Source organism: Litoreibacter ponti, assembly GCF_003054285.1.
GTDB classification, from domain to species: domain Bacteria; phylum Pseudomonadota; class Alphaproteobacteria; order Rhodobacterales; family Rhodobacteraceae; genus Litoreibacter; species Litoreibacter ponti.
Map to the genome: position 1 here is coordinate 166653 of NZ_QBKS01000001.1, position 26127 is coordinate 192779.

A 26127-nucleotide genomic window follows, 5' to 3' on the forward strand; every position below is an offset into this window, starting at 1 on the left:
AGCCGCGCGGGTCACCGCCTCGTGAAGAAAATAGCCACCCATGTGTTTGACAATCCTCGTTTCGGCACTCACCCTCTCGCCAACACTTTCCCATGGAGCCCGCCGATGACCCGCTTCGCCACCACCGCGCTTGCCCTTTGTCTCGCCGCGACGACCGCCGCCCCCGCGCAAGACCTTTCTGACGAGGCGTTGCGCGATCTGATCCTGCAGACCATCCGTGACAATCCAGAGGTGGTGATGGAAGCGATCGAGCTTCTGCAAGCCCGCCAGGAGGAAGAGGCCGCCGCCGCCGCACAAGCCGTGCTGTCATCGAACCGTGACGCGCTGGAGCGTGATCCCAATGCGCCCGTCATGGGCAACCCGGAGGGCGACGTCACCATTGTCGAGTTCTTTGACTACAATTGCGGCTATTGCCGCCGGGTCTTTGGCGATGTGAAGAAACTGGTCGAAGGCGATGACAATGTGCGTATCGTGATGCGCGAATGGCCGATCTTGGGAGAAGAAAGCGTCTTCGCCGCCCGCGCATCTTTGGCATCCCGCAAACAGGGAAAATACGAAGAGTTCCATGTCGCGCTGATGGAAAACCAAGGTCGCGCCAATGAGGCGACTGTTATGCGGATCGCAAAGGATCTTGGCATGGACACGGATCAGTTGCGCGCCGACATGGACGCCCCCGAGGTTGTGGCCCACCTGCAAATCAGCCAGCAATTGACCCAAGCGCTCGGCTTCAATGGAACGCCCGCCTTCGTGTTCGGTGACGAGCTGGTGCCCGGCGCGATCCAGATTGAACAGATGGAAGCGCTGGTCGCGGATATCCGCGACCAGGCCGGTTAAGTTTGCATCAATCGTAGCGCAGCTCGGTCGCCTTGCCGCGGAAGATGAAGTAGCTCAGGATCGTGTACCCGAGGATCGCGGGCAACACCCAAAGCGTTCCGAGCAAGATGATGAACAAGCTCTCCGGCGCCGATGCCGCCTCGTAAATCGTAATCTGCTCCGGCACGACATACGGGTAGAAGCTGTAGGCCATTCCACCAAAGGACAGCGCAAACAGCGCCGAGGCCGCTGCGAACGGCGTCCAATTGTAGCGGTCGTCGTAGTAGGGCAGCCGCCGCAATTTCCACCAGATGTATCCCACCAGCGCCGCCGACAGGATCGGCAACGGCGCGAGGTAGAGCATCGCAGGATATGAGAACCACTTGTCGAACAACCGATCGCTGACAAACGGTGTCGCCAACGAGATAGCACCGATACCAAGGATCAATCCCCAAATGCCGCCCTTCGCCCAACCGACGGCCTTCGCCTGCAAGACGCCGTCGGTCTTGTGGATCAACCACGCCGCGCCGATGAAGCTGTAGCCCACGGTCAGGAACAATGCCGTTAGCGTGGCAAAGCCCGCATTGATCCACGTCCATTGCAGCCCCATCACGTACATACCCAACATGAACCCTTGGGACAGCGACGCCATCAGAGAGCCGGTGAAGAATGCGCCATTCCAAAAGCGTTTCTGGGCTATCGGGGCTTTCGCCCGGAACTCGAACGACACGCCTCGCAGGATCAAACCGAACAGCATGATCGCCACGGGTAAGTAGAGCGATGTCAAAATTACCCCATGGGCGGGCGGGAAGGCCACCAGCAGCAAGCCAATGGCCAAGACCAACCAAGTCTCATTCGCGTCCCAAAACGGCCCGATGGAGGCGACAAGGCGATCTTTCTCGGCCTCGTCGGACAAGGGCATGAGTAGCCCCACGCCCAGGTCAAACCCGTCGAGCACCACGTAGATCAGGATCGACAACCCCATGAGGGCGGCGAAGGTGAACGGCAGCCAGACGGCCGGGTCTCCGAATAATTCCATTTCTTGGCTCACTCTCCGGGTTGAAGGGCGCGCAGGCTTGGCTCTGCCTCGCCGCGTCGGGGGTACTGGCGCGAGCTCAGCGGCTCGCCGCGCGAGGATTTCGCAGCCAGGTAAGTAATCACACCAATGTAAGCGACAATCAGCGCGGCATAGATCAGGAGGTATGCGATCAGGGTGCTCAGAACCATAGGCGCGGGCACGTCGGCCACGGCCTGTTTGGTGGTCATCACGCCCTGAACAAGCCACGGCTGACGCCCGATCTCGGTCGTGTACCAGCCCGCCAGCGTCGCGATCCACCCCGAAAACGTCATGGCGGTGAACGCGTAGAGCATCGGCTTGGGCAGGTTATCTGCGCCTCGGCGGCGGATCATATACGCGCCCGCCCAGCTCAGAAACAGCATCGCGAAGCCTATGCCCACCATGATGCGGAAGCTAAAGAAGACAGGCGCCACCGGTGGGTGATTAACGGTGCCATCCTCGGCCACAAAGTCGTTCAGACCCGGCACAACGCCGTCTGCCTTGTGCTTCAGGATCAAGGATGCGCCGTTCGGGATGCCGATCTCGAACCGGTTCTCGCGAGCCTCCTCGTCCGGCAGCGCGAAAAGCACCAGTGGGACATTGCCACGGGTTTCCCAGTTCCCCTCCATCGCGGCCACTTTCTGCGGCTGATATTCCAGCGTGTTCAGGCCATGAAAGTCGCCCATGAGGATCTGCGCCGGAATCAAGCCCGCGGCGAGGAACACGCCAACCCGCAGGGTCGATTTTACGCTTTCCTTGTGGTCTCCCCACAGCATGCGCAGGGCCGAGATGCCCGCGATCACGAAAGCCACGGTCAAGCCGGAGGCCAGAAGCATATGCGTCAGGCGGTATGGCATTGACGGGTTGAAGATGATCTCAAACCAGCTGGTCGCGTGGGCCACGCCTTCGCGCATCTCAAAGCCTTGCGGCGTGTGCATCCACGAGTTCAGCACGATGATCCAGAAGGTCGACATGGTGGTGCCAAATGCCACGAGGAACGTGGCCAGCGTGTGCACCCATGGCTTCACCTTGGACGCGCCGAACAGCATGATGCCGAGGAACACGGCCTCAAGGAAGAAGGCCGTCATCACCTCATAGGCCAGAAGCGGACCCGCGATATTGCCCACCTTTTCCATGAAGCCCGGCCAGTTGGTGCCAAACTGGAACGACATGGTGATGCCCGACACCACGCCCATTGCGAAGGACAGTGCGAACACCTTCACCCAGAACATGTAGGCGTCCATCCACTTCTGATCCCCGGTCGCGTTAAACCGCAGCTTGAAGAACAGCAGCACCCAGCCCAACGCGATGGTGATCGTCGGGAACAGGATATGGAACGAGATATTCGCCCCAAATTGGATGCGCGATAGGATCAGGGTGTCCATGGGTGCCTCTTGCGTCTCGGGTTTCTCATTTACTTACGCCTGAGATAGGCGATTAGATGCAGATATCAGCGCATGTGCGACACAACGCGCATGCGGCGAGATGGACGCGGTGGGGGGAGAAATTCATGGCGAAAATAGCGATCAATGGTCTGGGCCGTATCGGCCGCTCTATCCTGCGGCTCCTGACCACGACCGAGGCCGGGGAAGGCTTCGAGATCGTTGCGCTCAACGACATCGCGCGGCCGGAGCTTTGCGCCTATTTGTTGAAGCATGACAGTGTGTTCGGGCTATTTCCTAAAGCCGTGTCTCACGACGATAGCGGGCTGACCATCGACGGTACGCGCTATCCGTTGACGGACAACCCGGACCTGTCTCAGATCGACCTGTCAGGCGTCGATCTGGTGCTGGAATGCACAGGCAAATCCAACTCGCGTGAATTCGCCACTCGCGGGCTGCGCGCCGGGGCGTCCCGGGTGTTGATTTCGGGCCCGTGCCCCACCGCCGATCAGACGGTTGTTTTGGGCGCAAATGACGAGATGCTGGGCGATCAGCAGGTGATTTCCTGCGCTTCGTGCACCACGAACGCGCTCGCACCCTTGGCCCGCGCGATTGACACGGCGTTTGGTCTGGTCTCCGCGCATATGACCACAATCCACTGCTACACGGGGTCGCAGCCAACCGTTGATGCGCCGCGTGGCGATCTGGTGCGCTCGCGCGCCGCGGCGCTCTCGATGGTGCCCACGACGACCTCCGCCGGGCGGCTCACCGACCTGGTGTTGCCGGACCTTGCGGGCCGCATCTTTGCGACCTCGGTCCGGGTGCCCACGGCCTCTGTCTCGGCGATCGACATGAGTTTTCAGGCGCAAAGCGCTGTATCCGAAAAGCAAATCAACAAAATGCTCGCAGCGCTGCCCGCGCCGATCTTCGGTACGACAACCGAGCCGCTGGTCTCGTCAGACCTGCGTGGACGACCAGAAAGCATCGTCATGGCATTGCCCGAAACCCATGTCACCAAAAGCGCGACAATGGCGCGGGTCTTCGGTTGGTACGACAATGAATGGGGCTTCTCGAACCGCATGATCGATCTGGCGCGGCGGATGACGTCGATGTGAGTTTGCGCAGGCGGCGCAAACTGCTACCCCGCTCAAAACGAATTCCCCGAGCAGGAGCAGCCAATCCGATGAGCCCCAAAACAACCCGCCGCACCTTCTTGATCAGCGCGACTGCCGCTTTGAGCACACCCGCGATTTTGCGCGCCCAGACGGTCGATGCACCGCTCGACGAGATCGGCGTCCCGCAAGCCCCGCAGGGCGTGCGCCGCAACGCGTCGAGCTTCAGCTACCAGAACTGGCAGGACCATTTCGAGACCTTGGGCGTCGCGACCATCGTCGCCGACACGACATCGCGCGCGCTGCACTACTGGAACGCCGACGGCTCGGACTACCGCGTCTACGCGACCTCCGTGCCACGGCGCGAGGACCTGACAAAGCGCGGCTATACCGAGATCGTGCGCAAGCGCGTCGGTCCTGACTGGACGCCCACGGCCAACATGATCAAGGAGGACCCGACGCTGTCATACATGCCGCCGGGCCCCGGAAACCCGCTTGGCACGCATGCGATGTATCTCAGCTGGCCCGCCTACCTGATCCACGGCACCCATGACACGCGCAAGATCGGGCGGCGTTCGTCCTCGGGCTGCATCGGGCTTTACAACGAGCAGATCGAAGAGCTGTTCGGTCTGTGCCCCGTCGGCACACAGGTCCGCGTCATCTGACACGGCCCCCCCTGCTTCGTTTTGGCGAAAATACTCAATTGCGCGGCGTGAGCCATCCGCTCATGCCGTCTTGATCAGCGCGCTGATCTCCGCGACCTTCTCGGCCAGCAACGCGCGATCTGCGCGGGTCTCGACATTGAGCCGCAGCACCGGCTCTGTGTTGGACTGCCGAAGGTTCACCCGCCAGTCCCCATAATCGCACGACACGCCATCCAGCCGGTCCACGGCGTTGGCGTGACTGACATACGTCGCCTCGAACGCGTCAATCGCGGGCTGCTTGTCGTCGAGCTTGAAGTTGATCTCGCCTGAGCTTGGGAAGCTCTTCTGCATGTCGGCCACCATCTGGGACAGCTTTTGGCCCGTGGCACTCATATGCTCGATCAGCAGCAGCCACGGCACCATGCCGCTGTCGCAATACATGAAGTCGCGGAAATAATGATGGGCCGACATCTCGCCGCCATAGACCGCATCCTCCGCGCGCATCTTCGCCTTGATATGCGAATGCCCCGATTTCGAGGCCACGGCCTCGCCGCCCATCCGACCCACAAGGTCCTCCAGGGCCCAGACCACGCGCGGATCATGGATGATCTTCGCGCCCGGATGCTTGCCAAGAAAGGCCCCGGCCAGCAGGGCGACGACATACTCGCCATCGATGAAGCCACCGGTCTCGTCAAAGAAGAAACAGCGGTCAAAGTCGCCGTCCCACGCGATACCCATATCAGCCCCTTCGGCCAACACACGCTCCGCAGTCTGCGCGCGGTTCTCAGGCAGAAGCGGGTTCGGGATCCCATTAGGAAAGTCGCTGTCGGGCGTGTGATGCTGGCGGATGAACTCCACCGGAGCCCCCAGTGCGGCCTCGATCGCATCAAAGGCGGGACCGGCCACGCCGTTGCCGGCATTCACCACGACCTTCATAGGCCGCCACATCGACACATCCGCAAAGCTTGCAACGCGCGCGGCGTAGTCGGCGCGTGGGTCGCGGTGCTCCAGCGCGCCGCGCGCCTTCGCGGGGCCGAAATCGCCCGCTTCCACCAGCGCCTGTATCTCGCCCAGCCCGTCGGCGGACGAGATCGGGCGCGATCCCTCGCGCACCATCTTGATGCCGTTATAGTCAATCGGGTTGTGCGATGCGGTGACCATCAGCCCGCCCCCGGCGGCATAATGAGACGTCGCGAAATAGACCTCCTCGGTGCCGCACAGGCCGATGTCGATCACGTCCACCCCTTCGTCCCGCAAGCCTTCGGCAAGCTGGCCCGCCAGCGCCTTAGAGGTAGGGCGGATGTCGTAGCCGATCACAACCTCGCGCGGGACAATGGAGCGCGCAAAGCCTCGTCCGATCCCATAACAGATGTCTTCGTTCAGCTCGTCGCCGAGCCGTCCGCGCACATCGTAGCTCTTGAAGCAGGTCAGGGTGGTCATCGTGTCGTCCTCGCGCTTGAATTGAGCGCAGGCCTAACGCACGGGCGGCGGGGCTCCAAGTGTCATCTGGCCAAAAAGAAGGCCCCGGTGTCGCCACCGGGGCCCCAAATCAGCCGTGAACCGGGATCAGACCTCTTCGGGCAGGATCAGGTTCAGCGCAATCGCGATCACCGCCGTGGGTGCCACGGCAGAGGTCATCAGCGTTTTCAGCACGCCCGGCACGTATTGCACGGCCTCGGGCACCAGGTTCAGGCCAAGGCCCGCCGCCAGCGACACCGCGATGATGATCATGTTGCGGCGGTTCATGGTGACCTCCGTCAGCATGTTCAGGCCCGCGGCCGCCACCATGCCGAACATCACGATCACGCCGCCGCCCAGCACCGGCAGCGGCATGGACGCGATCACAGCGCCGATCTTCGGGATCAGGCCGCAAATGATCATGATCAGGCCCGCGACCGTCACCACATGGCGGCTCATCACGCCGGTCATGCCGACGATGCCGACATTCTGGCTGAACGAGGTATTCGGCAGTCCGCCAAAGACACCCGCTACGGCGGTACCAAGCCCGTCCGCGTAGGTCGCGCCCGCGATTTCGCGGTCGGTTGCCTCGCGGCCTGCGCCCGCCTTGGTCGTGGCAGAGCAATCGCCCACGGTCTCGATGGCCGACACGATGGAAACCAGCGTTACCGCGACAACCGCGCCCAGCGAGAACTCGAACCCGTAGGGCAGGGGCTGGATCGCCGTGATCCAGCTAGCATTGCCCACCGCGCCGAAATTGACCATGCCCAGCACAAAGGCCAGCGCGTAGCCCGCGAGCAGGCCAATCAGGATGGCCGCGTTGGACACAAAGCCCTTGGTGAAGAACTTGACCACCAGCGACACCACGACGACGGTCAGCGCCACGGACCAGTGCATCAGAGAGCCGAAGCTTTCGGCCTCCATCTGGAACTTGGCCGCGCCGCCGGCTGCGTATTTGATCGCCACAGGGATCAGGTAAAGACCGATCGCCAGGATCACCAACCCGGTGACCAGCGGTGGGAACAGCCAGCGCAGGTGCTGGATCACGCCGCCCAGCAGGAAGTGCACCGTGCCGCCGATGATGCAGGCGGTCAGCGCGACGCCCAGACCTTGCGTCGCCGCGACGCCCGCCAGCACGCCCACGAAGGCAAAGGAGGTGCCTTGCATGATCGGCAGCTTCGCGCCCACAGGGCCGACGCCCACGGTCTGGAACAGCGTCGCCACACCCGCAAACAGCATCGCCATCTGGATCAGGTAGACCTGCTCGGCAGAGCCGAAGGCCAGTCCGGCCGCGCCTGCCACGATGATCGATGGTGTCACGTTAGAGGCAAACATCGCCAGCACGTGTTGCAGCCCCAGCGGCACCGTCTGGCCGAGCGGGGGCGTGGTGTTCGGGTCCGAATAGGCGCCCGCGTTGGTTACGTCAGTCATTGGTCTCTCCCCGTAATGACGTCTTGTTATCCGCCCCATCCCCATGGGGTCGGTCGTGTCGGCGCGTTATCCGCGCTCTATCAAGACCGGCTCAGCCAGTCTGAATTCTTCCAGGTTCGCGCCCGGACCGATCCGGTCGACCACTGCAAACAGCCCCGGCGCATGCAGGGGCGTCAACACCCCGTGCCACGTGCCTCGATGAAAGTTAATCGCTTGGCCGGGGGCTGTCTCAAACGCGACAATCTCGCCGGGCGTGTCGCCCAAATCTTGGGCGCAGATCACCAGAAACGGCTCAAAGCTCATCGGAATGAAGGCTTGCGAGCCCTCCGGGTGCCGCTCGACCAGCGTCAGCGTATAGGGCAAGCTGCGCGGCTCGGCCTGAAACAGGCTGATCCCGGCGCGCCCATCGGCGAAGTCGAGCTGGGCGCGGTCGTGGAAGCGCCCGCACAGCCCCTCGTTGATCATCTTGTCGGGTGCGCCCGCACAGTCGAGCACGTCGCCAAAGGGCGCAAAGGCCTCCGCCGTCAGGGGCTGCGTGCGCACTACCACGGCAGCTTCGCGTGGCGGTTCACGTCCTTGTAGAGCAGGTAGCGGAACGGCCCATCGCCCGTCGCGCGGCAGGCTTGCGGGCAGAAGGCGCGCAGCCACATGAAGTCGCCCGGCCCCACCGACACCCAGTCGCGGTTCAGCAGGTATTCGGCGGTGCCTTCGAGAACGTAAAGCCCATGCTCCATCACATGGGTCTCCTCGAACGGGATCAGCCCGCCGGGTTGGAACGTGACAATGTTGACGTGCATGTCGTGGCGCAAATCATCGGGCGCGGCAAAGCGGGTGGTGGCCCAGACCCCGTCGCAATCGGGCATCGGCGTCGGCGCGACCTCCTGATCCGAGGTCACGAAAGCCTCCGGCGCGCTCAGGCCCGGCGCGGGCTCGTAGCGTTTGCGGATCCAGTGAAACGTCGCCGGGGCCGCGCCACGATTGTGCAGGGTCCAGCCCTGGCCCGGGGGCAGGTAGGCGTAGCCGCCTTCCTCCATGACATGGGTGCCTGTCGCGCAGCGCAGCTCCAGTGTACCGCCGACAACGAACAGCACCGCCTCGGCCTCCGGGTTGCTTTCCGGTGTGTCGGAGCCGCCGCCCGCCGCGACCTCGCAGATATATTGCGAAAACGTCTCGGCAAAGCCCGACAAGGGCCGCGCGACGACCCACGCGCGCATCCCCGTCCATCCCGGCAGAAAGCTCGTCACGATGTCGCGCATGACGCCCGCGGGCAAGAAAGCATAGGCTTCTGTGAAGATCGCCGTTCCGGTCAGCGGGTCCGATTGCGAGGGCAGGCCACCCGGTGGCAGGGCGTAGCTCATGGCAACATGTCCTTCAGCCGATGCTCGGCGATCCGCTCGACCTGCGCGCAGGCCTCGGTGAACTCGGCCTCCGATGTGTTGCGGATACGGCGTTCAAACGCCGCAAGGATCGATGATTTGTCATGATCCCGCACGGCAATAATGAAGGGAAACCCGTGCTTTGCGGTATAATCTTCATTTAATTGCGTGAAGGCGTCGCGCTCTGCATCCGTCAGTGCGTCCAGCCCGGCGGAGGCCTGTTCCGACGTGCTTTCCGCCGTCAGCCGCTTGGCGGCGGCCAGCTTCCCCGCGAGGTCGGGATGCGCGTCCAGTACCTCCAGCCGGCGGGTCGCGGGGGCTGCGCGGAACGCGCGGCACATCGCATTATGTAGACCCACGGCGCTGTCATGGGCGGGTCCCAGCTCCAGCGCCCAGGTATCTTCGGCGACCCAGGGCGAGTGTTCGAAAATGCCGCCATAGGTGTTCACGAAGCTTGCCTTGTCCATCAAGGTCGGGCGGGTGACCGGCACCGGTGGATGCGCCTCGCGCCAATGCTTGGCAATCTCGGCGCGGGTGGCGAACCAGACCCCATCGTAGCCCTTGGCATAGTCGATGAACCGCTTGAGCGCCTGCACCCGCCCCGGACGCCCCACAAGGCGGCAATGCAGCCCCACGGACATCATCTTCGGCGCGCCCTCGGTTCCTTCTTCGTACAGCGCATCGAAACTGTCGCGCAGATAGGCTTCGAACTGGTCGCCGGAGTTGAACCCCTGCGGCGTCGCGAACCGCATGTCGTTGCAATCGAGCGTGTAGGGCACAATCAGCTGGTTCCGGCCATCAAAGCGCAAGTAGTAGGGCAGATCATCTGCATAGCTGTCGGCGACATAGTCGAACCCGCCATGCTCGGCGGCCAGCCGGACCGTGTTTTCCGAACAGCGGCCGGTGTACCAGCCGCGCGGTGGCGTGCCGGTGACTTCGGAGTGTAGCTTCACGGCCGCATCCATATGGGCGCGCTCGTCCTCGGGCTCGAAATCCTTGTATTCGATCCATTTCAGCCCGTGCGACGCGATCTCCCAGCCCGCGTCCTTCATGGCCGCGACCTGTTCGGGGGAGCGCGCCAGCGCGGTCGCGACGCCGTAAACGGTCACGGGCAGGTCTTTCAGCAGCCGGTGCAGCCGCCAGAACCCGGCCCGTGCGCCGTACTCATAGATTGATTCCATGTTCCAGTGGCGCTGATCTGGCCAGGATGCGGCACCGACGATCTCCGACAGGAAGGCCTCCGACCCGGCATCACCGTGCAGGGTGCAGTTTTCACCACCTTCTTCATAATTTACAACGATTTGGACGGCGATCTTCGCGCCATTTGGCCAATTGGCATCGGGTGGCGTGGCGCCGTGGCCGCGCATATCTCTGGGGTATCTTTGCATGTCATCCGCCATGGATTATCGCTACATCATCTACAATCAGTGCGTGTTACAAAAAGTTTTTGAAAGAGTTTTCCGCGCCGCCCCCTAGGATCACGCCAAGCGCTCGGGCAATTCTTGCCCATCGCCACATCTGAAACGGAGGCCCTCATGGCTGGCTATCTGACGACCCACGTGCTCGACACCGCCCGCGGTTGCCCGGCGGCGGGACTGGAGATCGTGCTCTACCGCGTCACCGGCAACAGCCACAGCAAGATCGCCACGATGGTGACCAACAGCGACGGGCGCACCGACAGCCCGATCCTGCCCGAGGACAAGTTCCAGACCGGCACCTATGAGCTGGTGTTCAAGGCCGGCGCCTATCTCGACACGTCGGGCACGCCGCCGGAGGATCCGCGCTTCCTCGATGAGGTCCCGATCCGCTTCGGCATGTCAGAGCCTGATCACTACCACGTGCCGCTGCTGCTTTCGCCCTTCGGCTACTCGACCTATCGCGGCAGCTGATCTGCGCATTTGACACGGACCACTTGCGCGGGCGACGATACGTGCATGGACACCGCCCCCTCGAAATTGCCGACCATCGGCACTGTCACGGTCTGGGAACTTTTGCGCGCCTTGCGGGAAGGTGCCCGTGATTTTGCCCGTGCGCCCGCGTTCGGGCTGTTTTTCTCGGCATTCTACGCCCTATGCGGCGCGATCCTTGTCTATCTGGGCGCGGGCACCTTCACCTGGACGCTGATGATGAGCCTTGGCTTCCCGCTGGTGGCACCCTTCGCCGCTGTGGGGCTTTACGAGGTCAGCCGACGCCTGGAGGCGGGCGAGCCCGTGACATGGGCCGCGGTCCTTTCCGTCGTCTGGGCCGAGCGCGGACGCCAGCTGCCCTGGATTGGCGCGCTTCTCGTGGTCATCTTCCTGTTCTGGAGCTTCTTCGCCCACATGTCCTTGGCCCTATTTCTGGGCAACATGCAGCTGACCAACATCACGACCTCCTGGGATATGTTCGTAACCCCCGCGGGCCTGTCGCTGATCGGTTTCCAGATCATCGTCGGCGCGGTCGTGGCCCTATTCACCTTCACTCTGACGGTGGTCTCCATGCCCTTGCTGCTCGATGCAGAGCTCGATTTCATGACCGCCATGGGTGTTTCGATCCGCACCGTCATGCGCAACCGCGCGGTGATGCTTCTTTGGGCCGCGATCATTGCGGTGCTGTTGCTCATTGCCATGGCGCCTATGTTTCTTGGACTGTTCGTGGCCTTGCCGGTGCTGGGCCACGCCACGTGGCACGTCTACCGCCGCGCGCTTTATCAGGAGCTCTGAGCGGCCAGCACCCAAAATGCCTCCAACGCCGCGTCGGCGCGCGCGCTAATCTCTTCCGCGCTCAAAGGGGGCAGCGTGCCGATAATCCGCCGCACCTGAAGATCCCCGACCAATAGGCTGAGAAACCACCCCGCAAGCGTACCCGCACGGTCCGGATCGATTTCTGTCATCAGCGCGATGATGCGCGGGAACACCGCCTCGCGCCCGCCCTTGGCGATCAGTTGCCCCAGCACGCCTGACGGGTCGCTCGCGGCCGCGCGGTTCAGCAAGACCGACCGCTCGCCCACAAGCAATCCCAGCAGGACAGGGGCCAGCGCCGCCAATGCGCGCTCCACCGTATCGTCGCCTTCGATGGCCGCGTCGAGTGTCGCCTGCGTCTGCGCCGCGTTGCCTTTCACGATCTCGCCGAACAGCCCGGCCTTGTCGCCGTACCAGCGATAAAGCGTTTCGTTCGACGCTTTCGCGGCCTTCGCGATCGTCAGCATCGACGCCCCGTCATAGCCGCGTTCGGCTAGCACGCGCAGGGCGACGTCTTCGATTTCGGCGCGGCGGGCGTCTTGGTTCTTCACGGGCGGGGCCTTCCAACAGACTTGCGTTAAATCCGAACATATGTATACGGATATGTAAAGCCGTACAGATATATTCGGAAAAGGAGTCGCGCCGATGACTGCCATCACCAAACCGCTTTCAATCACCGCCACGCTATTCGCGGGGGCCATCTTCGGTTTCTTCTATGCGTGGGTTTGCTCGACCATGTGGGGGCTCGACACGATGCCGCCGGCCCGCGCGATCGAGGCGATGAATGCGATGAACGCCTCCGTGCGCAACGCAACCTTCTTTCCCACTTTCTTCGGCACGCCCGTCGTGCTGGCCCTTGCCGCCCTGTGGCAGCGCAGGGCGGGATATCGCCGCGCGTCGATCTGGTTCTGGCTGGCAGCCGCGACCTATCTGATCTTGGGTGCAGGGCTGACCATGGCGATCAACGTGCCGATGAACGAGGCGCTTGCCGTGACCCCGATCCCGCAAACCGGGGCGGAAGCAGAGGCGATCTGGCAGGCCTATTCCGGCAAATGGCAGTCCTGGAACCAGATGCGCACGCTCGCCTCCGGCGCGGCCCTGCTTTTCGCCTGCATTGGCCTGACGGCGCTCTAAAGCCCCAATGCCTGCGCGATCCGCGGACCCATATGGTCGAGAAAGAGCCGCAGCTTCGGGTCGCGATGCCGCTTGTGGGCAAAGAGCATGCCCAGTGTCACTGGCGGCGGCGGCGTCCGAGTGCACAGCTCCACCAGCGCACCGGAGGCCAGATGCTCGGCCACCTCGTGGCGAGGCTTCAGGACCACGCCGTAGCCGCCTAGCGCCCATGTCGTCAGCACGTCGCCATCATCGCTCTCAAACGGGCCTGATACCGCGTAGCGTACCGGCCCGTCCGGCGTCTGGAGCGGCCACTGAAACTCCGGCGCGCCGGGGTAGCGCAGGTTCAGGCAGTCGTGATGGGCCACAAGGTCCGGGCCATCCTTGGGCTGGCCCTTGAAGGCGAGGTAGTCCGGCGAGGCGCACAAGACACGCTCCACCTCCCCGATCCGGCGCAGCATCAGGTTGCTGTCCGGCGGATTGCCCTGGAACAATACGACGTCGAGGCCTTCCGCCGTCAGGTCGATCTTGCGGTCCGACAGCCGAAGCCGGATGTCGACCAGCGGGTAGAGCTTCTTGAACCCTGGGATCTCGGGGGCCAGAACCGTGCGCCCGACCCCCAACGGGGCCGCGACAAAGAGCGTGCCGCGCGGCGAGCGGGTCATATCGGTGACCGCGGCCTCCGCCGCCTCGATCGCTTCGACGATGCGCTGCGCGCCGTCATAAAAGACGCGGCCCTGTTCCGTCGGCGCGAGCGAGCGGGTGGTGCGCGAGAATAGCCGCACCCCCATCTGGGTCTCCAGCGTGTTGATCCGGGCAGAGGCCACGGCAGGCGAGATCCGCTGATCGCGCGCCGCCGCCGACATCGATCCCAAATCGAATACCCGCAGGAAGGTCTTGATCGTCTCGACGTAGCTCATCGCCATTTTCCAAAACTTTTTGAAACTGCCCCCAAGAATTCTCTATTTCGCGAAAGTAATCAACTGTGGTGAGATGCCCGAAACAGGGAGCGGCGCGATGTACGATCTGGCAATCATGTGGGACTGGCTGGCCTTCGCGGTGCGGTGGCTCCATGTCATCACCGCCATCGCGTGGATTGGCAGCTCGTTCTACTTCATCGCGCTGGACCTCGGCCTGAACCGCAATATCCACGGTCCCGCCGATGGCGAGGAGTGGCAGGTCCATGGCGGCGGCTTCTACCATATTCAGAAGTATCTGGTCGCGCCGGAGGCGATGCCGGAGCATCTGACCTGGTTCAAATGGGAAAGCTACGCGACCTGGCTGTCGGGGGCGGCAATGCTGGCGGTGGTCTATTGGGCCGGGTCCGAGCTGTACCTGATCGACCCGAATGTCGCCGACCTGGCAGCGTGGCAGGCGATCTTGATCTCCGCGGCGTCGCTGGCGGTGGGCTGGGTTATCTATGACGCGCTGTGCAAATCGCCCTTGGGCGAGACACCCACGACGCTGATGATCCTGCTCTTCGTGCTTCTGGTAGTCATGTCATGGGGCTACACGCAGGTCTTCACCGGCCGTGCGGCGCTGCTGCATCTGGGCGCGTTCACGGCCACGATCATGACGGCCAACGTGTTCTTCATCATCATGCCCAACCAGCGCATCGTCGTGGCCGATCTGAAAGCAGGCCGCACCCCGGATGCCAAGTACGGCAAGATCGCCAAGCTGCGCTCGACCCATAACAATTACCTGACCCTTCCGGTCATCTTCCTGATGCTGTCCAACCATTACCCGCTGGCGTTCGCTACCGAGTATAACTGGATCATCGCCGCGCTGGTGTTTCTGATGGGCGTCACCATCCGGCACTATTTCAACACGATGCACATGAAGAAGAAGGTGCCGAACTGGACCATCGGGGCCACCGTCATTTTGTTTATCGCGATCATGTGGCTCTCGGCGTTGGGCGGCCCGCAGGCGGAGGAAGAGCAGGCGATGGGCCCGGTGGCAACGCAATATGCGCAGGCCCCAGGCTTCGAGCGGGTCGAGGAAATCGTGCTTGGCCGCTGCTCGATGTGCCACGCGCGCGAGCCGTTCTGGCCCGGGATCCGATGGGCCCCCAAGGGCGTGCATCTGGAAACCACCGCCGACATCGCAAGCTATGCGCGCGAGATTTACCTGCAGGCAGGCGTCAGCCACGCCATGCCGCCCGCCAACCTCAGTTTCATCGAGGCGGACGAGCGGGCGGCGATCCGTGGCTGGTACCGTGGGGCGGGCGAAGAAAACTCTTGAGAAACAATCGGTGATGCTCCAGCCTGTAGGCCAAGGGAGTCTGCCAAACCACCGCAGGGGCGCGCGCGCCGAACTTCCTCGTGCAACATCAAACGAGGGCCTCGATGGAACTTAAAGATCACCGCGACATCAATGCCAGCCCGGCCGAGGTCTGGGCCGCGTTGCTTGATGCGGACGTGCTCAAGGCCTGCGTGCCGGGCTGTCAGGAGATGACCGGCTCGCCCGAAGAGGGATTCGAGGCGGTCGTCGTCCAGAAGGTCGGCCCGGTGAAGGCGACGTTCAAAGGCGCGGTGCAGCTGACCGACATGGTTGAGCCACACAGCCTGACCATCTCGGGAGAGGGCAAGGGCGGCCCGGCGGGTTTCGCCAAGGGCGGCGCAGACGTCACCCTGACCCCCATCGACGGCGGCGGCACACGGCTGGGCTACGAGGTCGAGGCCAAAGTGGGCGGCAAGCTCGCCCAGCTCGGCTCCCGCATCATCGACGGCTTTGCCAAGAAGATGGCCGATCAGTTCTTTGAGCGGTTCCAGACCGCTCTGGAAGGCGCGCCCGACGAGGGCGACCATGACACAAAGAAAAAAGGCTGGCTCAAGCGCCTTGTGAGCTGAGACCCGCCAACACCTTACAGACACTTAGGGAGGAATTTGAATGACGAAGGTATCCATGACGGTGAACGGCAAGTCCGTCTCCGGCGAGGTGGAGGGGCGCACGCTGCTGTCGACCTTCCTGCGCGATGACCTGCACCTGACCGGCACCCATGTCGGCTGCGACACGTCGCAATGCGGGGCGTGCGTGGTCCATGTGGACGGCAAGGCCGTGAAATCCTGCACGATGTTTGCGGCCGAAGCCGAAGGCGCACAGGTCGACACGATCGAGGGGCAGGCCAACGCCGACGGCTCGTTGAACACGATCCAGGCGGCCTTTCAGGAGCACCATGGCCTGCAATGCGGCTTCTGCACCCCGGGCATGGTGATGTCCGCCGCGGCGCTGCTGAAAGAGAACCCCAAACCGTCCGAGCAGGAGGTGCGTGACTACCTCGAAGGCAATATCTGCCGCTGCACCGGCTACCACAACATCGTCAAGGCGATCATGGCGGCGTCCGGTCAGGATGTGCCCGCCGTGGCGGCGGAATAGCGGATGCGCTTGGCTCTTGCGCTGGCGCTCCTGATGGCGGTTCCGGCGGCCTCTTTCGCCAATCCCGACCGGGCGGCGCAGATGTGCCGCTGGCTCGATTCCCTCGATGTCACCGAGGGCGGATGCCGGGTGGCGGACAAGTCCGTCTACGTCAAGATCGACGCGCCGAAGAGCGAGGCCGCCGAAATGTGCTCCACGATCACGAGCACCCTGCGTGGCGACGGCATCCGGTTCGACTCGGGCTGGAGCCTGCGGATTTTCAATCCCAAGACTGGCAACGCCCAAACAGCGATTTGTAAGCTTTAGCACGGCCCCGGCACGCGGGACCGGCCTTTGACAGAACAAAAAAAATGACGGGAGATAAGACATGCCAAAAGATGGAGGCATCGGCGCCAGTTCCAAGCGGCGCGAAGACCTGCGGTTCCTGACGGGACGCGGCAAGTACACCGACGACATCAACCTGCAAAATCAGGCTTATGCGCATTTCGTCCGCTCCGACGTCGCCCATGGCACGCTCAATGGCGTCGACACCGCGGCGGCTGAGGCCATGCCCGGCGTGCTGCGCGTGTTCACGGCCAAGGACTTCGAAGGCGTCGGCGGCATGCCCTGTGGCTGGCAGGTCACCGACCGCCACGGCGAGGTGATGCAGGAGCCGAAACACCCGATCCTCGCCGAAGGCAAGGTGCGCCATGTGGGCGATCCGATCGCCGTGGTCGTGGCCGAGACGCTCGATCAGGCCCGCACCGCTGGCGAGGCGCTTGGGATCGATATCACCGAGCTGCCCGCTGTCATCGACATGCCGTCCGCGCTGAAAGACGGCGCACCCAAGGTGCATGACGATCTCAGCTCGAACCTGTGCTACGATTGGGGCTTCGTCGAAGAAAACCGCGAAGCCGTGGACGAGGCGATCAAGAACGCCCACCACGTCACCACGCTGGAGCTGACCAACAATCGCCTCGTGGCCAACCCGATGGAGCCGCGCGTCGCCGTGGGCGATTACGACTTCTCCACCGACGAGCACACGCTCTACACCACCTCGCAGAACCCTCACGTGATCCGCCTGCTGATGGGCGCCTTCGTGCTGGGCATCCCCGAGCACAAGCTGCGCGTCGTGGCCCCCGATGTGGGCGGCGGTTTCGGTACCAAGATCTTCCACTATGCCGAGGAAGCCTTCTGCACCTTCGCCGCCAAACAGATGGGGCGTCCGGTCAAGTGGACCTCGTCGCGCTCGGAGGCGTTCATGTCCGACGCCCATGGCCGCGACCACGTCACCAAGATCGAGTTGGCGATGGATAAAGAGGGCCACTTCCTCGCCCTGCGCACCGACACCCACGCCAACATGGGCGCGTATCTGTCGACCTTTGCACCCTCGGTTCCGACCTGGCTGCATGGCACTTTGATGGCGGGCAACTACAAGACCCCGCTGATCTATGTGAACGTGAAGGCGGTGTTCACCAACACCGTGCCTGTCGACGCCTATCGCGGCGCAGGCCGCCCGGAGGCCACGTTCCAGCTGGAGCGCGTCGTCGATAAGGCGGCCCGTGAGATGGGGATCGACCCGGTGGAGCTGCGCCGCAAGAACTTCATCACCGAATTCCCCTATGCCACCCCGGTGGCCGTGGAATACGACACCGGCGACTACCACGCCACGATGGACAAGCTGCTGGAGGTCTCGGACCACGCGGGCTTCGCGGCGCGCGCCGCCGAGAGCAAGAAGAACGGCAAGCTGCGCGGCTTCGGCATTGCGCATTACATCGAGGCTTGCGGCATCGCGCCGTCGAACCTGGTGGGCCAGCTTGGTGCGCGGGCGGGGCTCTACGAGAGTGCTACGGTGCGGGTCAACGCTACGGGCTCGATCTCGGTGATGACCGGCAGCCACAGCCACGGGCAGGGGCACGAGACGTCCTTTGCGCAAGTGGTGGCCGACATGATCGGCATTGATGAGAACCAGATCGACATCGTGCATGGCGACACCGCCAAGACCCCGATGGGCATGGGCACTTACGGCTCCCGCTCCATCGCGGTGGGCGGCTCGGCCATGGTGCGCGCGACCGAGAAGATCATCAACAAGGCCAAGAAGATCGCGTCGCACCTGCTCGAAGCCTCGGAAGGGGATATCGAGTTGAAGGACGGCGCTTTCACTGTCGCGGGCACCGACAAGTCGGTGGCCTGGGGGGATGTGACCCTCGCGGCCTATGTGCCGCATAACTACCCGCTCGAAGACATTGAACCGGGGCTGGAGGAGACCGCGTTCTATGACCCGGCCAACTTCACCTATCCTTCCGGCGCCTATGGCTGCGAGGTCGAGGTGGATCCCGAGACGGGTCGGGTCGCGGTCGTGGGCTTTTCTGCGGCCGATGATTTCGGCAACATCATCAATCCGATGATCGTCGAAGGCCAGGTCCATGGCGGGCTGGCGCAAGGCATCGGGCAGGCACTGCTGGAGAATTGCGCCTATGACGAGCAAGGCCAGCTTCTGTCGGGCAGCTACATGGATTACGCCATGCCGCGCGCCGATGATCTGCCGATGTTCTCGGTCGACCATTCCTGCATCACGCCCTGCACGCACAATCCGCTGGGTGTGAAAGGCTGCGGCGAGGCGGGGGCCATCGGCTCACCCCCCGCAGTGGTCAACGCCGTGATCGACGCGCTGCAGCGCGCGGGCCACGACGTCACCCATATCGACATGCCGCTCTCGCCCGACCGGGTTTGGGCTGCGATGAACGGCCAATAGATAGGAGCGCCAGACATGTATAATTTTGAACTCACCCGGCCCTCCACCATCGCGGATGCGGTCTCGGCCCTGGCCTCGGACGAGGCGCAGGCCTTGGGCGGGGGCCAGACTCTGATCCCGACGCTCAAGCAGCGCTTGGCCAGTCCCGAGACGCTCGTCAGCCTCAGCGGCATCGACGAGATGAAAGGCATCTGCCGTGACGATGCGGGGCGGCTGTGCATCGGCGGGGCCACGACCCATGCCGAAGTGGCCGCCGATGGCAGCTACCCCGCGCTGTCGGCCATGGCGTCGCACATCGGCGATCCGGCGGTGCGCAACCGCGGCACGATCGGCGGCTCGGTTGCCAATAACGACCCGGCCGCGTGCTACCCGTCTGCGGTGCTGGGCTCCGGTGCGACCGTGGTCACCAACACGCGCGAGATCGCGGCGGACGACTACTTCCAGGGCATGTTCACCACCGCGCTGGAAGAAGGCGAAATCGTCACCGAGGTGAAATTCCCGGTGCCGGAGAAGGCGAATTACCAGAAGTTCGTGCAACCCGCCTCGCGCTTTGCGCTGGTGGGGGTCTTTGTCGCCAAATTCGCCGATGGCGTGCGGGTGGCTGTGACCGGCGCTTCCGAGGACGGCGTGTTCCGCTGGACCGAAGCGGAAGAGGCGCTGTCGGCGAATTTCGCCGCATCGGCGCTGGACGGGCTGGATGTTTCGGCGGACGGGATGATCTCGGACCTGCACGGCACCGGTGCGTATCGCGCGCATTTGGTGAAGGTGATGACCGGCAGGGCCGTCGCGGCCTGTTAAGGAGGCAATTTCTCTGTGAGAAATTGCGACCAAATCCTTATGAAGGATTTGCGATCAGACTTTTCATAAAAGTCTGATCACCCCATCGCGCGCCGCGCCACGCGGCGCGCGTTTAGGAAAGCTGCAACAAAAGCCGCCGTCATCAGCAGCACAATCGTCGGCGCAGGCGCGCTGTCGAGAAAGAAACTCGCGTAAACCCCCAGCACTGACGAGACAGTGGCGATTCCCATCGACAACCACAGCATCACGCCGAAGCGTTTCGTCAGCAGAAACGCAATCGCGCCCGGCGCCACGAGAAATGCAATCGCCAGGATGATCCCCACCGCGGTCAGCGCCGCGACGACCACAAGCGAGATCACCGCCAGCAGCCCGAAATGCAGCGCCCGCACCGGCAGGCCCTGGGCGCGGGCCTGTTGCTCGTCAAAGGCATGCAGCAGCAGATCGCGCCAGAAGAACGCCATCAGCGCCGTGACCACCACCGCGATCACGCCGGTCTGCCACAGATCCGCGGTGCCGATCCCCAGCATGTTGCCAAAGAGGATATGATCGAGATGCACGTCGCTCTCGATCTTCGTGTACATCACGATCCCCAGCCCAAACATGCCCGAAAACACCACGCCCATCACCGTGTCGCGCTTCACGCGGCTGTTCTCGTCGATGAACCCGGTGAGCCCGGCGCAGGCCATGCCCGCCAGAAAGGCCCCGATCCCCAGCGGGATCCCCGCGATATAGGCCAGCACCACCCCCGGCAGCACCGCATGCGAGATGGCGTCGCCCATCAGCGACCAGCCTTTCAGAACCAGAAAGCACGAAAGCAGCCCGGCGGGCACCGCGATCATCACCGAGATCAGCATCGCGTTCACCATGAACGGGAACTGGAAGGGCAGGGACCACTCCATCACGCCGCCTTCCTGGCACGCGCCCGCGCGGCGAGCATCCCATGCTTGGGCGCAAACAGGAAGGCCAGCAGGAACAGCATTGTCTGCAGGCACACGATCACGCCGCCGGTCGCGCCGTCGAGGAAGTAGCTGATATACGCCCCCACCATCGAGCTGCCCGCGCCAATCGCCACGGAGATCGCCAGCAGCCGCGGGAAGCGGTCGGTCAGAAGATACGCGGTCGCCCCGGGCGTCACCACCATGGCGATCACCAGAAAGGCGCCCACTGTCTGCAACGCCGCCACGGTCGAGGCGGAGAGCAGCGTGAAGAACATGATCTTCAAAAGGTCCGGGCGCAGTCCGATGGAGCGCGCGTGGCTCTCGTCAAAGAAGGTGACCATCAGATCCTTCCACTTGGCCAGCAAGATCACCAGCGACACGCCGCCAATCAGCGCCAGCTGCAGGATATCCCCGGGCGAGATTGCCAGCACATTGCCCATGATGATCGTCTGGATGTTCACAGACGCGGGCGAGAGCGAGATCATGAACAATCCCAGCCCGAAGAAGGAGGTGAAGATCAGCCCGATGATCGCGTCCTCCTTCAACCCCGTACGCTGGTTCAGAAACAGCATCGCGCCGCCTGCCAACCCGCCCGCAAAGAACGCTCCAAGCGCGAAGGGCAGGCCCAGCATGTAGGCGGCTGCAACCCCCGGCACGATCGAGTGGCTCAGCGCGTCGCCGATGAGCGACCAGCCTTTCAGCATCAGGTAGGCCGACAGGAAGGCGCAGACCGCGCCGACCAGCCCCGACACCCAGATGGCGTTGAGCATGTAGCTGTAGGTGAAGGGCTCCAGCAGCGGGCTCACTTGTCGGCCACCTCGTCTTCGCGCTCGTCCTCGTCATCGTGGTGGTCGTAGATCACAAACGGCCGCTCATCGTCGGAAATGACCGTCAGGCGGCGCTTGTCCTCCTCGTCATCGTGCAGATCGGCGCCTTGCATGACGAAGTGGCGCAGCACGCCGCCAAAGGCGCGCTCCAGATTGGCGGAGGTGAAGACCTCCTCGGTCGGGCCGTGAGCCAGCACCGTGCCCTTGATCAGGATCGTGCGATCGCAGAATTCCGGCACCGATCCCAGGTTGTGGGTCGAGACTAGCATCACCCGGCCTTCGTCGCGCATGTCGTGCAACAGCGCGATGATGGCGTCCTCGGTCTGCACATCGACGCCTGTGAACGGCTCATCCAGCAGCACCACGCGGCTGTCTTGCGCCAGCGCGCGGGCCAGGAACACGCGCTTTTTCTGCCCGCCCGACAGCTCGCCGATCTGGCGGTGGCGATACTCCAGCATGCCAACCCGCTCCAGCGCGCGTTCCACCGCTTTGTGATCTGCGGCGCGGGGGATGCGGAAGAAGCCCATATGGCCGTAGCGGCCCATCATCACCACGTCCTCGACCAGCACGGGGAAGGACCAGTCGACCTCCTCCGCCTGCGGGACGTAAGCCACCGTGTTGGCCCGCAGCGCGTCGCGGACGGTGCCGCCCAGGATCGATATTTCGCCCGAGGCGGTCGGCACGAACCCCATGATTGCCTTGAACAGTGTCGACTTGCCCGACCCATTCACCCCCACCAGCGCCGCGATGGTGCCTTTCGGCAGCTCGAACGAGGCGTCCCGCAAGGCCGTGTGGCCGTTGCGGTAGGTGACGGTGATGTTATGGGCGCACAGGCCGGAGCCGTCCGCCATGGGGATTTCGATCAACGTTCAAGCCCTTCTGCAATGGTCTCCACGGTGACCCGCAACAGGTCCAGATAGGTCGGCACCGGGCCATCCGCCGCACTCAGGCTATCGACGTATAGCACGCCGCCATAGGCCGCATCGGTTTCCCGCGTGATCTGCTCGGCGGGCGCGGCGGAGACGGTGCTTTCAGAGAAGATGACAGGGATATTGTTCGCGCGCACCGCATCAATCACCGCGCGCACCTGGCTGGGCGTGCCTTGGGCGTCGGCGTTGATCGGCCAAAGGTACAGCTCCCGCAGGCCAAGATCGCGGGCGAGGTAGGAAAACGCGCCTTCGGACGTGACCAGCCAGCGCCTTTCGTCCGGCAGGGCCTCGATCCGGGCCTTCAAGGGGCCGAGGGCTGCGAGGATTTCCGCCTTATAGGCCTCCGCGTTCGCGCGGTAGGTATCAGCATTCTCGGGGTCATGTTCCGCAAACCCGGCGGCGATGTTGTCGACGTAGATTTGCGCGGCCTCGACCGACATCCACGCATGGGGGTTCGGCTTGCCGTCATAGGGGCCTTGGGTGATGCTCATCGGCGCCACCCCGTCGGAGACCGTGATCGAGGGCACGTCGCGCAGGTTGCCGAAGAACTGCTCGAACCACAGCTCCAGATTGAGCCCGTTCCACAGGATCAGGTCAGCATTCTGCGCGCGCAGGATATCGCGCGGGGTCGGCGCGTAATTGTGTATTTCGGCGCCGGGCTTGGTGATGCTTTCCACCGTCGCCACGTCCCCCGCGACCCGCGACGCCATGTCGGCGATGACGGTGAAGGTGGTCACAGCCTTGAACTTCTCGGCGGCATGCACGGGCAGGGCACACAGGGCAAGGATCGCGGCAAGGGCGGCAGGCAGGGCAAGACGCATTTCGGGCTCCGGCGGATTACAGAAACTCACCGGTTGAATATGAGAATGATTTGCAACAAGTCAAGGAAGTTGCGATTAATTCGCAGCTAGTACAGCAGCTCCCGCTGCTTGAGCTGGCGGCGCGTGTAGCTCTTGGCGATCGGTCCCCATTCGCCGGCCACGAAATCGCGGTCCTGCGGAAGACACCGCAGCCCGCAGATCTGTACCACCCGGTCCTGCTCGGGGATCGTCACCCAGAACCGCCCGCCCGGGGTGGAGACGAAGCCCACCACCCCCTCATCGGTGTCAGCGACCAGATCGTTGAAGGACGGCACCTCGCTGTCGGCATCGGGGTCATAGGCAGCATGGGTGTGGAAGGAGGCGATCGGCTCGATGCTCTCGTCGCGGAAATTGCGCGGCGTGCAGCCATCAAGCCCGCCGCGGTAGCTCTTGGTCGCAACCAGCTGGCCTTGTGCCGTGCGCCCGATCAGCCCGCAAAACTCGCGCCCGGTCTTGAAGCTGCGGGCCTGCAGCCCGGTCAGAAGCTGGCGCGCCGTGGCCTGCAGGGTGCGATCCTGCGCAAGTGCGGCGGTGTCAGCCGCGGCCGGTGCCACGGACAAGAGGCAAAGGGCGATCACTCTCAGCATGGCTTGAGCCTAGCGCGAAGCGCTGCGCCCTGTCTATATCCGCGGTCCCGGCGTAAGAGGGGGCAGAGACGAAAGGACCAAGCCCATGCAGACCGACTACATCATCGCCCCGCCGCCCCAGGCCTCCGCGGCCATTGCGGGCAGCGACAGCCGCTTCCCTATCCGCCGCATCTTCTGCGTGGGGCGCAATTATCTTGAGCATATCCGCGAGATGGGCAATGACGAGCGCGATCCGCCCTTCTACTTCACCAAGCCCGCCGATGCCGTGGTGCCAAGTGCCGCCACGATCCCGTATCCGCCCGCCACGCAGGACCTGCATCACGAGGTCGAGCTGGTGCTCGCCATTGGCACGGGCGGGGCCAATATCGCCGAGGCGGACGCCTTGTCCCATGTCTGGGGCGCCGGGGTGGGGATCGATTTGACCCGCCGTGACCTGCAGGCGCAGGCCAAGAAGGCGGGCCGCCCGTGGGACATGGCCAAGGGGTTCGACAACTCCGCGCCCTTGGGCCCGCTACACCCGCTCGCGGCACCGGTCGAGAGCGGTCGCATCTGGCTGAAGGTCGGGGGTGAGGCCCGTCAGAACGGCGATCTGTCCGAGATGATCTGGAGCGCTGCGGAATGTGTCGCGCACCTCTCCACGCTCGTGACCCTAGCGCCGGGCGATCTGATCATGACCGGCACCCCCGCGGGCGTCGGACCGATCGGTCCGGGCGACAGCCTCAGCGCAGGCATCGACGGCTATGGCGAGGTCTCGGTCACCCTGAGCTGAGGCCAAAGCAGCGCCGCAAGGCTCGCGCCAAGGATCGGCAGGGCCGCCAGCGCCAGCACCGCCCAACCAAAGCCCGCCACGATCGCGCCGCCGCCAAAGGCGCACAGCGTAGCGACCAGCGCCACGACCGTGTCATTGGCCCCTTGCACCACCGCGCGCTCTTCGGGCGCGGTGGCCGCCGTCAGCATCGTGGTCGCCCCGATGAAGCCGAAGTTCCAGCCAAGGCCGAGCACGATCAGCGCGCCGTAGAAATGCGTGGGCGTCAGCCCGCTTGCCGCCCACAGGGCCGAGAGACCCAGCAGCGCAAGCCCAAGCCCCACGATCACCCGCGCGCCGAACCGCTTGATGGCAAAGCCCGTGAAGAAGCTCGGGGCGAACATCGCGACGACGTGCCAGCGGATCACGTCCCCCGCCAGCGTCTCCGACAGCCCGCAGCTGACCATCGCCAGCGGCGTCGGGGCCATCAGCAGTACCATCACACCCGTCGAGGTGGCCGCCATCAGCACCGCGATCCACACCTCACGCCGCGCCATCATTGCCGCTGACGCGCGCAGATTGAGCTTGGCGGGTGCGGGCCCGGCGCCGTTGATCCGCACGGCCAGCAGGGGCAGCAGCCCCACAAGGCACAGCACCGAGATCGCGGCGTAGGCACCCGCCAGCGGCACCGGCGCGAACAGGTCCTTGGCGACGATGAACAGCTGCGGCCCCACGAAGGCCGCGATCAGGCCGGAGGTCAGCATCAGCGAGATCGCCACCGGCTGCCAGCGCTCCGGCACGACCTCGGCTGCGGCGAAGCGGAAGTAGTTGAAGCACGCCAGCGCCGCGCCAAGCGCCATATGCGCGGCGCAGAGCAGCACGAAGCTCGATTGGAACAGCGCGACCAGCCCCATGATCCCGCCGATGCTGGCCAGCACGCCGCCCACGACAAAGCCGAACCGCCGCCCGAACCGGCCCATCAACAGCGAAAACGGCCCCGCCGCCACCAGCCCCGCCAGCGTCTGCACGGAAGGCGGGAAGGTCGCGAGCGCAGGCGAGGGGGCCAGCATCAAGCCCGCCAGTCCACCCAGAATGATCAGCATCGGCATCGCCGCGCCCAGAAGCGTGTTGGCCGATAAAAGCCCGATATAGCTGATCGTATCGCGGGTCATGGCGCGCTCCTGTGTCTTGACAGCTCCACCTTTAGCGGCGATCCACTATGTCTGAA

The 26127-nt window shown here is 63.9% G+C and carries 28 protein-coding genes; 13 read left to right on the forward strand and 15 right to left on the reverse strand.

Going from position 1 to position 26127, the window contains the following annotated elements:
• The first annotated feature begins 105 nt into the window (after positions 1–105).
• Positions 106–834, forward strand: a complete 729-nt coding sequence (locus tag C8N43_RS00890) for a DsbA family protein (protein WP_107843824.1) — start codon at positions 106–108, stop codon at positions 832–834.
• 7 nt (positions 835–841) lie between these two features.
• Here C8N43_RS00890 and C8N43_RS00895 read toward each other — a convergent pair whose 3' ends face one another.
• Entirely contained in the window at positions 842–1852 is a 1011-nt protein-coding gene (locus C8N43_RS00895; protein WP_107843825.1) for a cytochrome d ubiquinol oxidase subunit II, read from the reverse strand.
• Between the two features lie 8 nt (positions 1853–1860).
• Positions 1861–3255, reverse strand: a complete 1395-nt coding sequence (locus C8N43_RS00900; RefSeq protein WP_107843826.1) for a cytochrome ubiquinol oxidase subunit I — start codon at positions 3253–3255, stop codon at positions 1861–1863.
• A gap of 125 nt (positions 3256–3380) precedes the next feature.
• Here C8N43_RS00900 and C8N43_RS00905 point away from each other — a divergent pair, with 125 nt between their 5' ends.
• Together C8N43_RS00905 and C8N43_RS00910 are read left to right on the forward strand one after the other, a co-directional pair.
• Complete coding sequence (locus tag C8N43_RS00905) at positions 3381–4367, forward strand: type I glyceraldehyde-3-phosphate dehydrogenase (RefSeq protein WP_107843827.1); 987 nt, start codon at positions 3381–3383, stop codon at positions 4365–4367.
• Positions 4368–4435: 68 nt separating this feature from the next.
• Positions 4436–5029, forward strand: a complete 594-nt coding sequence (locus C8N43_RS00910; RefSeq protein ID WP_107843828.1) for a L,D-transpeptidase — start codon at positions 4436–4438, stop codon at positions 5027–5029.
• Between the two features lie 60 nt (positions 5030–5089).
• On the opposite strand, the gene C8N43_RS00915 is transcribed toward C8N43_RS00910, so the two are convergent.
• From C8N43_RS00915 to puuE, 5 genes are all read right to left on the reverse strand, one after another.
• A complete protein-coding gene (locus C8N43_RS00915) occupies positions 5090–6448 on the reverse strand; it encodes a phosphohexomutase domain-containing protein (RefSeq protein WP_107843829.1) in 1359 nt (452 codons plus the stop codon).
• 126 nt (positions 6449–6574) lie between these two features.
• Complete coding sequence (locus tag C8N43_RS00920) at positions 6575–7897, reverse strand: uracil-xanthine permease family protein (RefSeq protein WP_107843830.1); 1323 nt, start codon at positions 7895–7897, stop codon at positions 6575–6577.
• 66 nt (positions 7898–7963) lie between these two features.
• Positions 7964–8446, reverse strand: coding sequence for an ureidoglycolate lyase (locus C8N43_RS00925; RefSeq protein ID WP_107843831.1), 483 nt, complete (start codon positions 8444–8446; stop codon positions 7964–7966).
• Entirely contained in the window at positions 8440–9255 is an 816-nt protein-coding gene (locus C8N43_RS00930; RefSeq protein WP_107843832.1) for a bifunctional allantoicase/(S)-ureidoglycine aminohydrolase, read from the reverse strand. The genes C8N43_RS00925 and C8N43_RS00930 overlap by 7 nt, the downstream gene beginning before the upstream one ends.
• A complete protein-coding gene (gene puuE / locus C8N43_RS00935) occupies positions 9252–10661 on the reverse strand; it encodes an allantoinase PuuE (RefSeq protein WP_107846176.1) in 1410 nt (469 codons plus the stop codon). The genes C8N43_RS00930 and puuE overlap by 4 nt, the downstream gene beginning before the upstream one ends.
• 147 nt (positions 10662–10808) lie before the next feature.
• On the opposite strand from puuE, the gene uraH reads away from it, so the two are divergent.
• On the forward strand, positions 10809–11162 hold the full coding sequence (gene uraH, locus C8N43_RS00940) for a hydroxyisourate hydrolase (protein WP_107843833.1): 354 nt from the start codon (positions 10809–10811) through the stop codon (positions 11160–11162).
• A 45-nt stretch (positions 11163–11207) separates the two neighbouring features.
• On the forward strand, positions 11208–11975 hold the full coding sequence (locus tag C8N43_RS00945) for a DUF2189 domain-containing protein (protein ID WP_107843834.1): 768 nt from the start codon (positions 11208–11210) through the stop codon (positions 11973–11975).
• Here the strand turns inward: C8N43_RS00945 and C8N43_RS00950 are convergent.
• The gene (locus tag C8N43_RS00950) at positions 11963–12544 is read right to left on the reverse strand and encodes a TetR/AcrR family transcriptional regulator (protein WP_245912864.1); all 582 of its coding nucleotides are present in this window, start codon (positions 12542–12544) and stop codon (positions 11963–11965) included. The genes C8N43_RS00945 and C8N43_RS00950 overlap by 13 nt on opposite strands.
• A 94-nt stretch (positions 12545–12638) precedes the next feature.
• On the opposite strand from C8N43_RS00950, the gene C8N43_RS00955 reads away from it, so the two are divergent.
• Positions 12639–13127: an anthrone oxygenase family protein gene (locus C8N43_RS00955; protein ID WP_107843836.1), complete on the forward strand. Its 489-nt coding sequence runs from the start codon at positions 12639–12641 to the stop codon at positions 13125–13127.
• Here C8N43_RS00955 and C8N43_RS00960 read toward each other — a convergent pair.
• Positions 13124–14026: a LysR family transcriptional regulator gene (locus C8N43_RS00960; RefSeq protein ID WP_107846177.1), complete on the reverse strand. Its 903-nt coding sequence runs from the start codon at positions 14024–14026 to the stop codon at positions 13124–13126. The genes C8N43_RS00955 and C8N43_RS00960 overlap by 4 nt on opposite strands.
• A 97-nt stretch (positions 14027–14123) precedes the next feature.
• Here C8N43_RS00960 and C8N43_RS00965 point away from each other — a divergent pair, with 97 nt between their 5' ends.
• From C8N43_RS00965 to C8N43_RS00990, 6 genes are all read left to right on the forward strand, one after another.
• On the forward strand, positions 14124–15347 hold the full coding sequence (locus tag C8N43_RS00965) for a urate hydroxylase PuuD (protein ID WP_107843837.1): 1224 nt from the start codon (positions 14124–14126) through the stop codon (positions 15345–15347).
• Between the two features lie 104 nt (positions 15348–15451).
• A complete protein-coding gene (locus C8N43_RS00970) occupies positions 15452–15955 on the forward strand; it encodes an SRPBCC family protein (RefSeq protein WP_107843838.1) in 504 nt (167 codons plus the stop codon).
• A 40-nt stretch (positions 15956–15995) separates the two neighbouring features.
• On the forward strand, positions 15996–16481 hold the full coding sequence (locus C8N43_RS00975; RefSeq protein WP_107843839.1) for a (2Fe-2S)-binding protein: 486 nt from the start codon (positions 15996–15998) through the stop codon (positions 16479–16481).
• A 3-nt stretch (positions 16482–16484) separates the two neighbouring features.
• Positions 16485–16787, forward strand: coding sequence for a hypothetical protein (locus C8N43_RS00980; RefSeq protein WP_107843840.1), 303 nt, complete (start codon positions 16485–16487; stop codon positions 16785–16787).
• Between the two features lie 61 nt (positions 16788–16848).
• The gene (locus C8N43_RS00985) at positions 16849–19215 is read left to right on the forward strand and encodes a xanthine dehydrogenase family protein molybdopterin-binding subunit (protein WP_107843841.1); all 2367 of its coding nucleotides are present in this window, start codon (positions 16849–16851) and stop codon (positions 19213–19215) included.
• Positions 19216–19230: 15 nt separating this feature from the next.
• Positions 19231–20013 (forward strand): FAD binding domain-containing protein, encoded by a 783-nt coding sequence (locus C8N43_RS00990; RefSeq protein WP_107843842.1) that lies wholly within the window; start codon positions 19231–19233, stop codon positions 20011–20013.
• Between the two features lie 77 nt (positions 20014–20090).
• Here the strand turns inward: C8N43_RS00990 and C8N43_RS00995 are convergent, their stop codons facing one another.
• The 5 genes from C8N43_RS00995 to C8N43_RS01015 all read right to left on the reverse strand — a co-directional run bounded on the left by C8N43_RS00995 (position 20091) and on the right by C8N43_RS01015 (position 24154).
• Positions 20091–20912, reverse strand: coding sequence for a metal ABC transporter permease (locus C8N43_RS00995; protein ID WP_107843843.1), 822 nt, complete (start codon positions 20910–20912; stop codon positions 20091–20093).
• Entirely contained in the window at positions 20912–21757 is an 846-nt protein-coding gene (locus C8N43_RS01000) for a metal ABC transporter permease (protein ID WP_170114402.1), read from the reverse strand. The genes C8N43_RS00995 and C8N43_RS01000 overlap by 1 nt, the downstream gene beginning before the upstream one ends.
• Positions 21754–22629 (reverse strand): manganese/iron ABC transporter ATP-binding protein, encoded by an 876-nt coding sequence (locus C8N43_RS01005; RefSeq protein ID WP_107846179.1) that lies wholly within the window; start codon positions 22627–22629, stop codon positions 21754–21756. Before C8N43_RS01005 ends, C8N43_RS01000 begins: the two co-directional genes overlap by 4 nt.
• Positions 22630–22640: 11 nt before the next feature.
• Positions 22641–23528 (reverse strand): metal ABC transporter substrate-binding protein, encoded by an 888-nt coding sequence (locus C8N43_RS01010; RefSeq protein ID WP_107843844.1) that lies wholly within the window; start codon positions 23526–23528, stop codon positions 22641–22643.
• A gap of 86 nt (positions 23529–23614) precedes the next feature.
• On the reverse strand, positions 23615–24154 hold the full coding sequence (locus C8N43_RS01015) for a DUF4329 domain-containing protein (protein ID WP_107843845.1): 540 nt from the start codon (positions 24152–24154) through the stop codon (positions 23615–23617).
• Positions 24155–24239: 85 nt separating this feature from the next.
• Here C8N43_RS01015 and C8N43_RS01020 point away from each other — a divergent pair, with 85 nt between their 5' ends.
• Complete coding sequence (locus tag C8N43_RS01020; protein WP_107843846.1) at positions 24240–24923, forward strand: fumarylacetoacetate hydrolase family protein; 684 nt, start codon at positions 24240–24242, stop codon at positions 24921–24923.
• On the opposite strand, the gene C8N43_RS01025 is transcribed toward C8N43_RS01020, so the two are convergent.
• Complete coding sequence (locus C8N43_RS01025) at positions 24893–26071, reverse strand: MFS transporter (RefSeq protein ID WP_107843847.1); 1179 nt, start codon at positions 26069–26071, stop codon at positions 24893–24895. The genes C8N43_RS01020 and C8N43_RS01025 overlap by 31 nt on opposite strands.
• Positions 26072–26127: the final 56 nt, after the last annotated feature.

Coding starts and splice junctions, on each gene's coding strand:
- C8N43_RS00900 (WP_107843826.1), bottom strand. CDS start 3,255: ATGGACACCCTGATCCTATCGCGCATCCAATTTGGGGCGAATATCTCG.
- C8N43_RS00960 (WP_107846177.1), bottom strand. CDS start 14,026: ATGAGCTACGTCGAGACGATCAAGACCTTCCTGCGGGTATTCGATTTG.
- C8N43_RS00985 (WP_107843841.1), top strand. CDS start 16,849: ATGCCAAAAGATGGAGGCATCGGCGCCAGTTCCAAGCGGCGCGAAGAC.
- C8N43_RS00945 (WP_107843834.1), top strand. CDS start 11,208: ATGGACACCGCCCCCTCGAAATTGCCGACCATCGGCACTGTCACGGTC.
- C8N43_RS00910 (WP_107843828.1), top strand. CDS start 4,436: ATGAGCCCCAAAACAACCCGCCGCACCTTCTTGATCAGCGCGACTGCC.
- C8N43_RS00890 (WP_107843824.1), top strand. CDS start 106: ATGACCCGCTTCGCCACCACCGCGCTTGCCCTTTGTCTCGCCGCGACG.
- uraH (WP_107843833.1), top strand. CDS start 10,809: ATGGCTGGCTATCTGACGACCCACGTGCTCGACACCGCCCGCGGTTGC.
- C8N43_RS00930 (WP_107843832.1), bottom strand. CDS start 9,255: ATGAGCTACGCCCTGCCACCGGGTGGCCTGCCCTCGCAATCGGACCCG.
- puuE (WP_107846176.1), bottom strand. CDS start 10,661: ATGCAAAGATACCCCAGAGATATGCGCGGCCACGGCGCCACGCCACCC.
- C8N43_RS00970 (WP_107843838.1), top strand. CDS start 15,452: ATGGAACTTAAAGATCACCGCGACATCAATGCCAGCCCGGCCGAGGTC.
- C8N43_RS01015 (WP_107843845.1), bottom strand. CDS start 24,154: ATGCTGAGAGTGATCGCCCTTTGCCTCTTGTCCGTGGCACCGGCCGCG.
- C8N43_RS00895 (WP_107843825.1), bottom strand. CDS start 1,852: ATGGAATTATTCGGAGACCCGGCCGTCTGGCTGCCGTTCACCTTCGCC.
- C8N43_RS01025 (WP_107843847.1), bottom strand. CDS start 26,071: ATGACCCGCGATACGATCAGCTATATCGGGCTTTTATCGGCCAACACG.
- C8N43_RS01020 (WP_107843846.1), top strand. CDS start 24,240: ATGCAGACCGACTACATCATCGCCCCGCCGCCCCAGGCCTCCGCGGCC.
- C8N43_RS00980 (WP_107843840.1), top strand. CDS start 16,485: ATGCGCTTGGCTCTTGCGCTGGCGCTCCTGATGGCGGTTCCGGCGGCC.
- C8N43_RS00965 (WP_107843837.1), top strand. CDS start 14,124: ATGTACGATCTGGCAATCATGTGGGACTGGCTGGCCTTCGCGGTGCGG.
- C8N43_RS00915 (WP_107843829.1), bottom strand. CDS start 6,448: ATGACCACCCTGACCTGCTTCAAGAGCTACGATGTGCGCGGACGGCTC.
- C8N43_RS00990 (WP_107843842.1), top strand. CDS start 19,231: ATGTATAATTTTGAACTCACCCGGCCCTCCACCATCGCGGATGCGGTC.
- C8N43_RS00975 (WP_107843839.1), top strand. CDS start 15,996: ATGACGAAGGTATCCATGACGGTGAACGGCAAGTCCGTCTCCGGCGAG.
- C8N43_RS01005 (WP_107846179.1), bottom strand. CDS start 22,629: ATGGCGGACGGCTCCGGCCTGTGCGCCCATAACATCACCGTCACCTAC.
- C8N43_RS00955 (WP_107843836.1), top strand. CDS start 12,639: ATGACTGCCATCACCAAACCGCTTTCAATCACCGCCACGCTATTCGCG.
- C8N43_RS01010 (WP_107843844.1), bottom strand. CDS start 23,528: ATGCGTCTTGCCCTGCCTGCCGCCCTTGCCGCGATCCTTGCCCTGTGT.
- C8N43_RS00920 (WP_107843830.1), bottom strand. CDS start 7,897: ATGACTGACGTAACCAACGCGGGCGCCTATTCGGACCCGAACACCACG.
- C8N43_RS00905 (WP_107843827.1), top strand. CDS start 3,381: ATGGCGAAAATAGCGATCAATGGTCTGGGCCGTATCGGCCGCTCTATC.
- C8N43_RS00995 (WP_107843843.1), bottom strand. CDS start 20,912: ATGGAGTGGTCCCTGCCCTTCCAGTTCCCGTTCATGGTGAACGCGATG.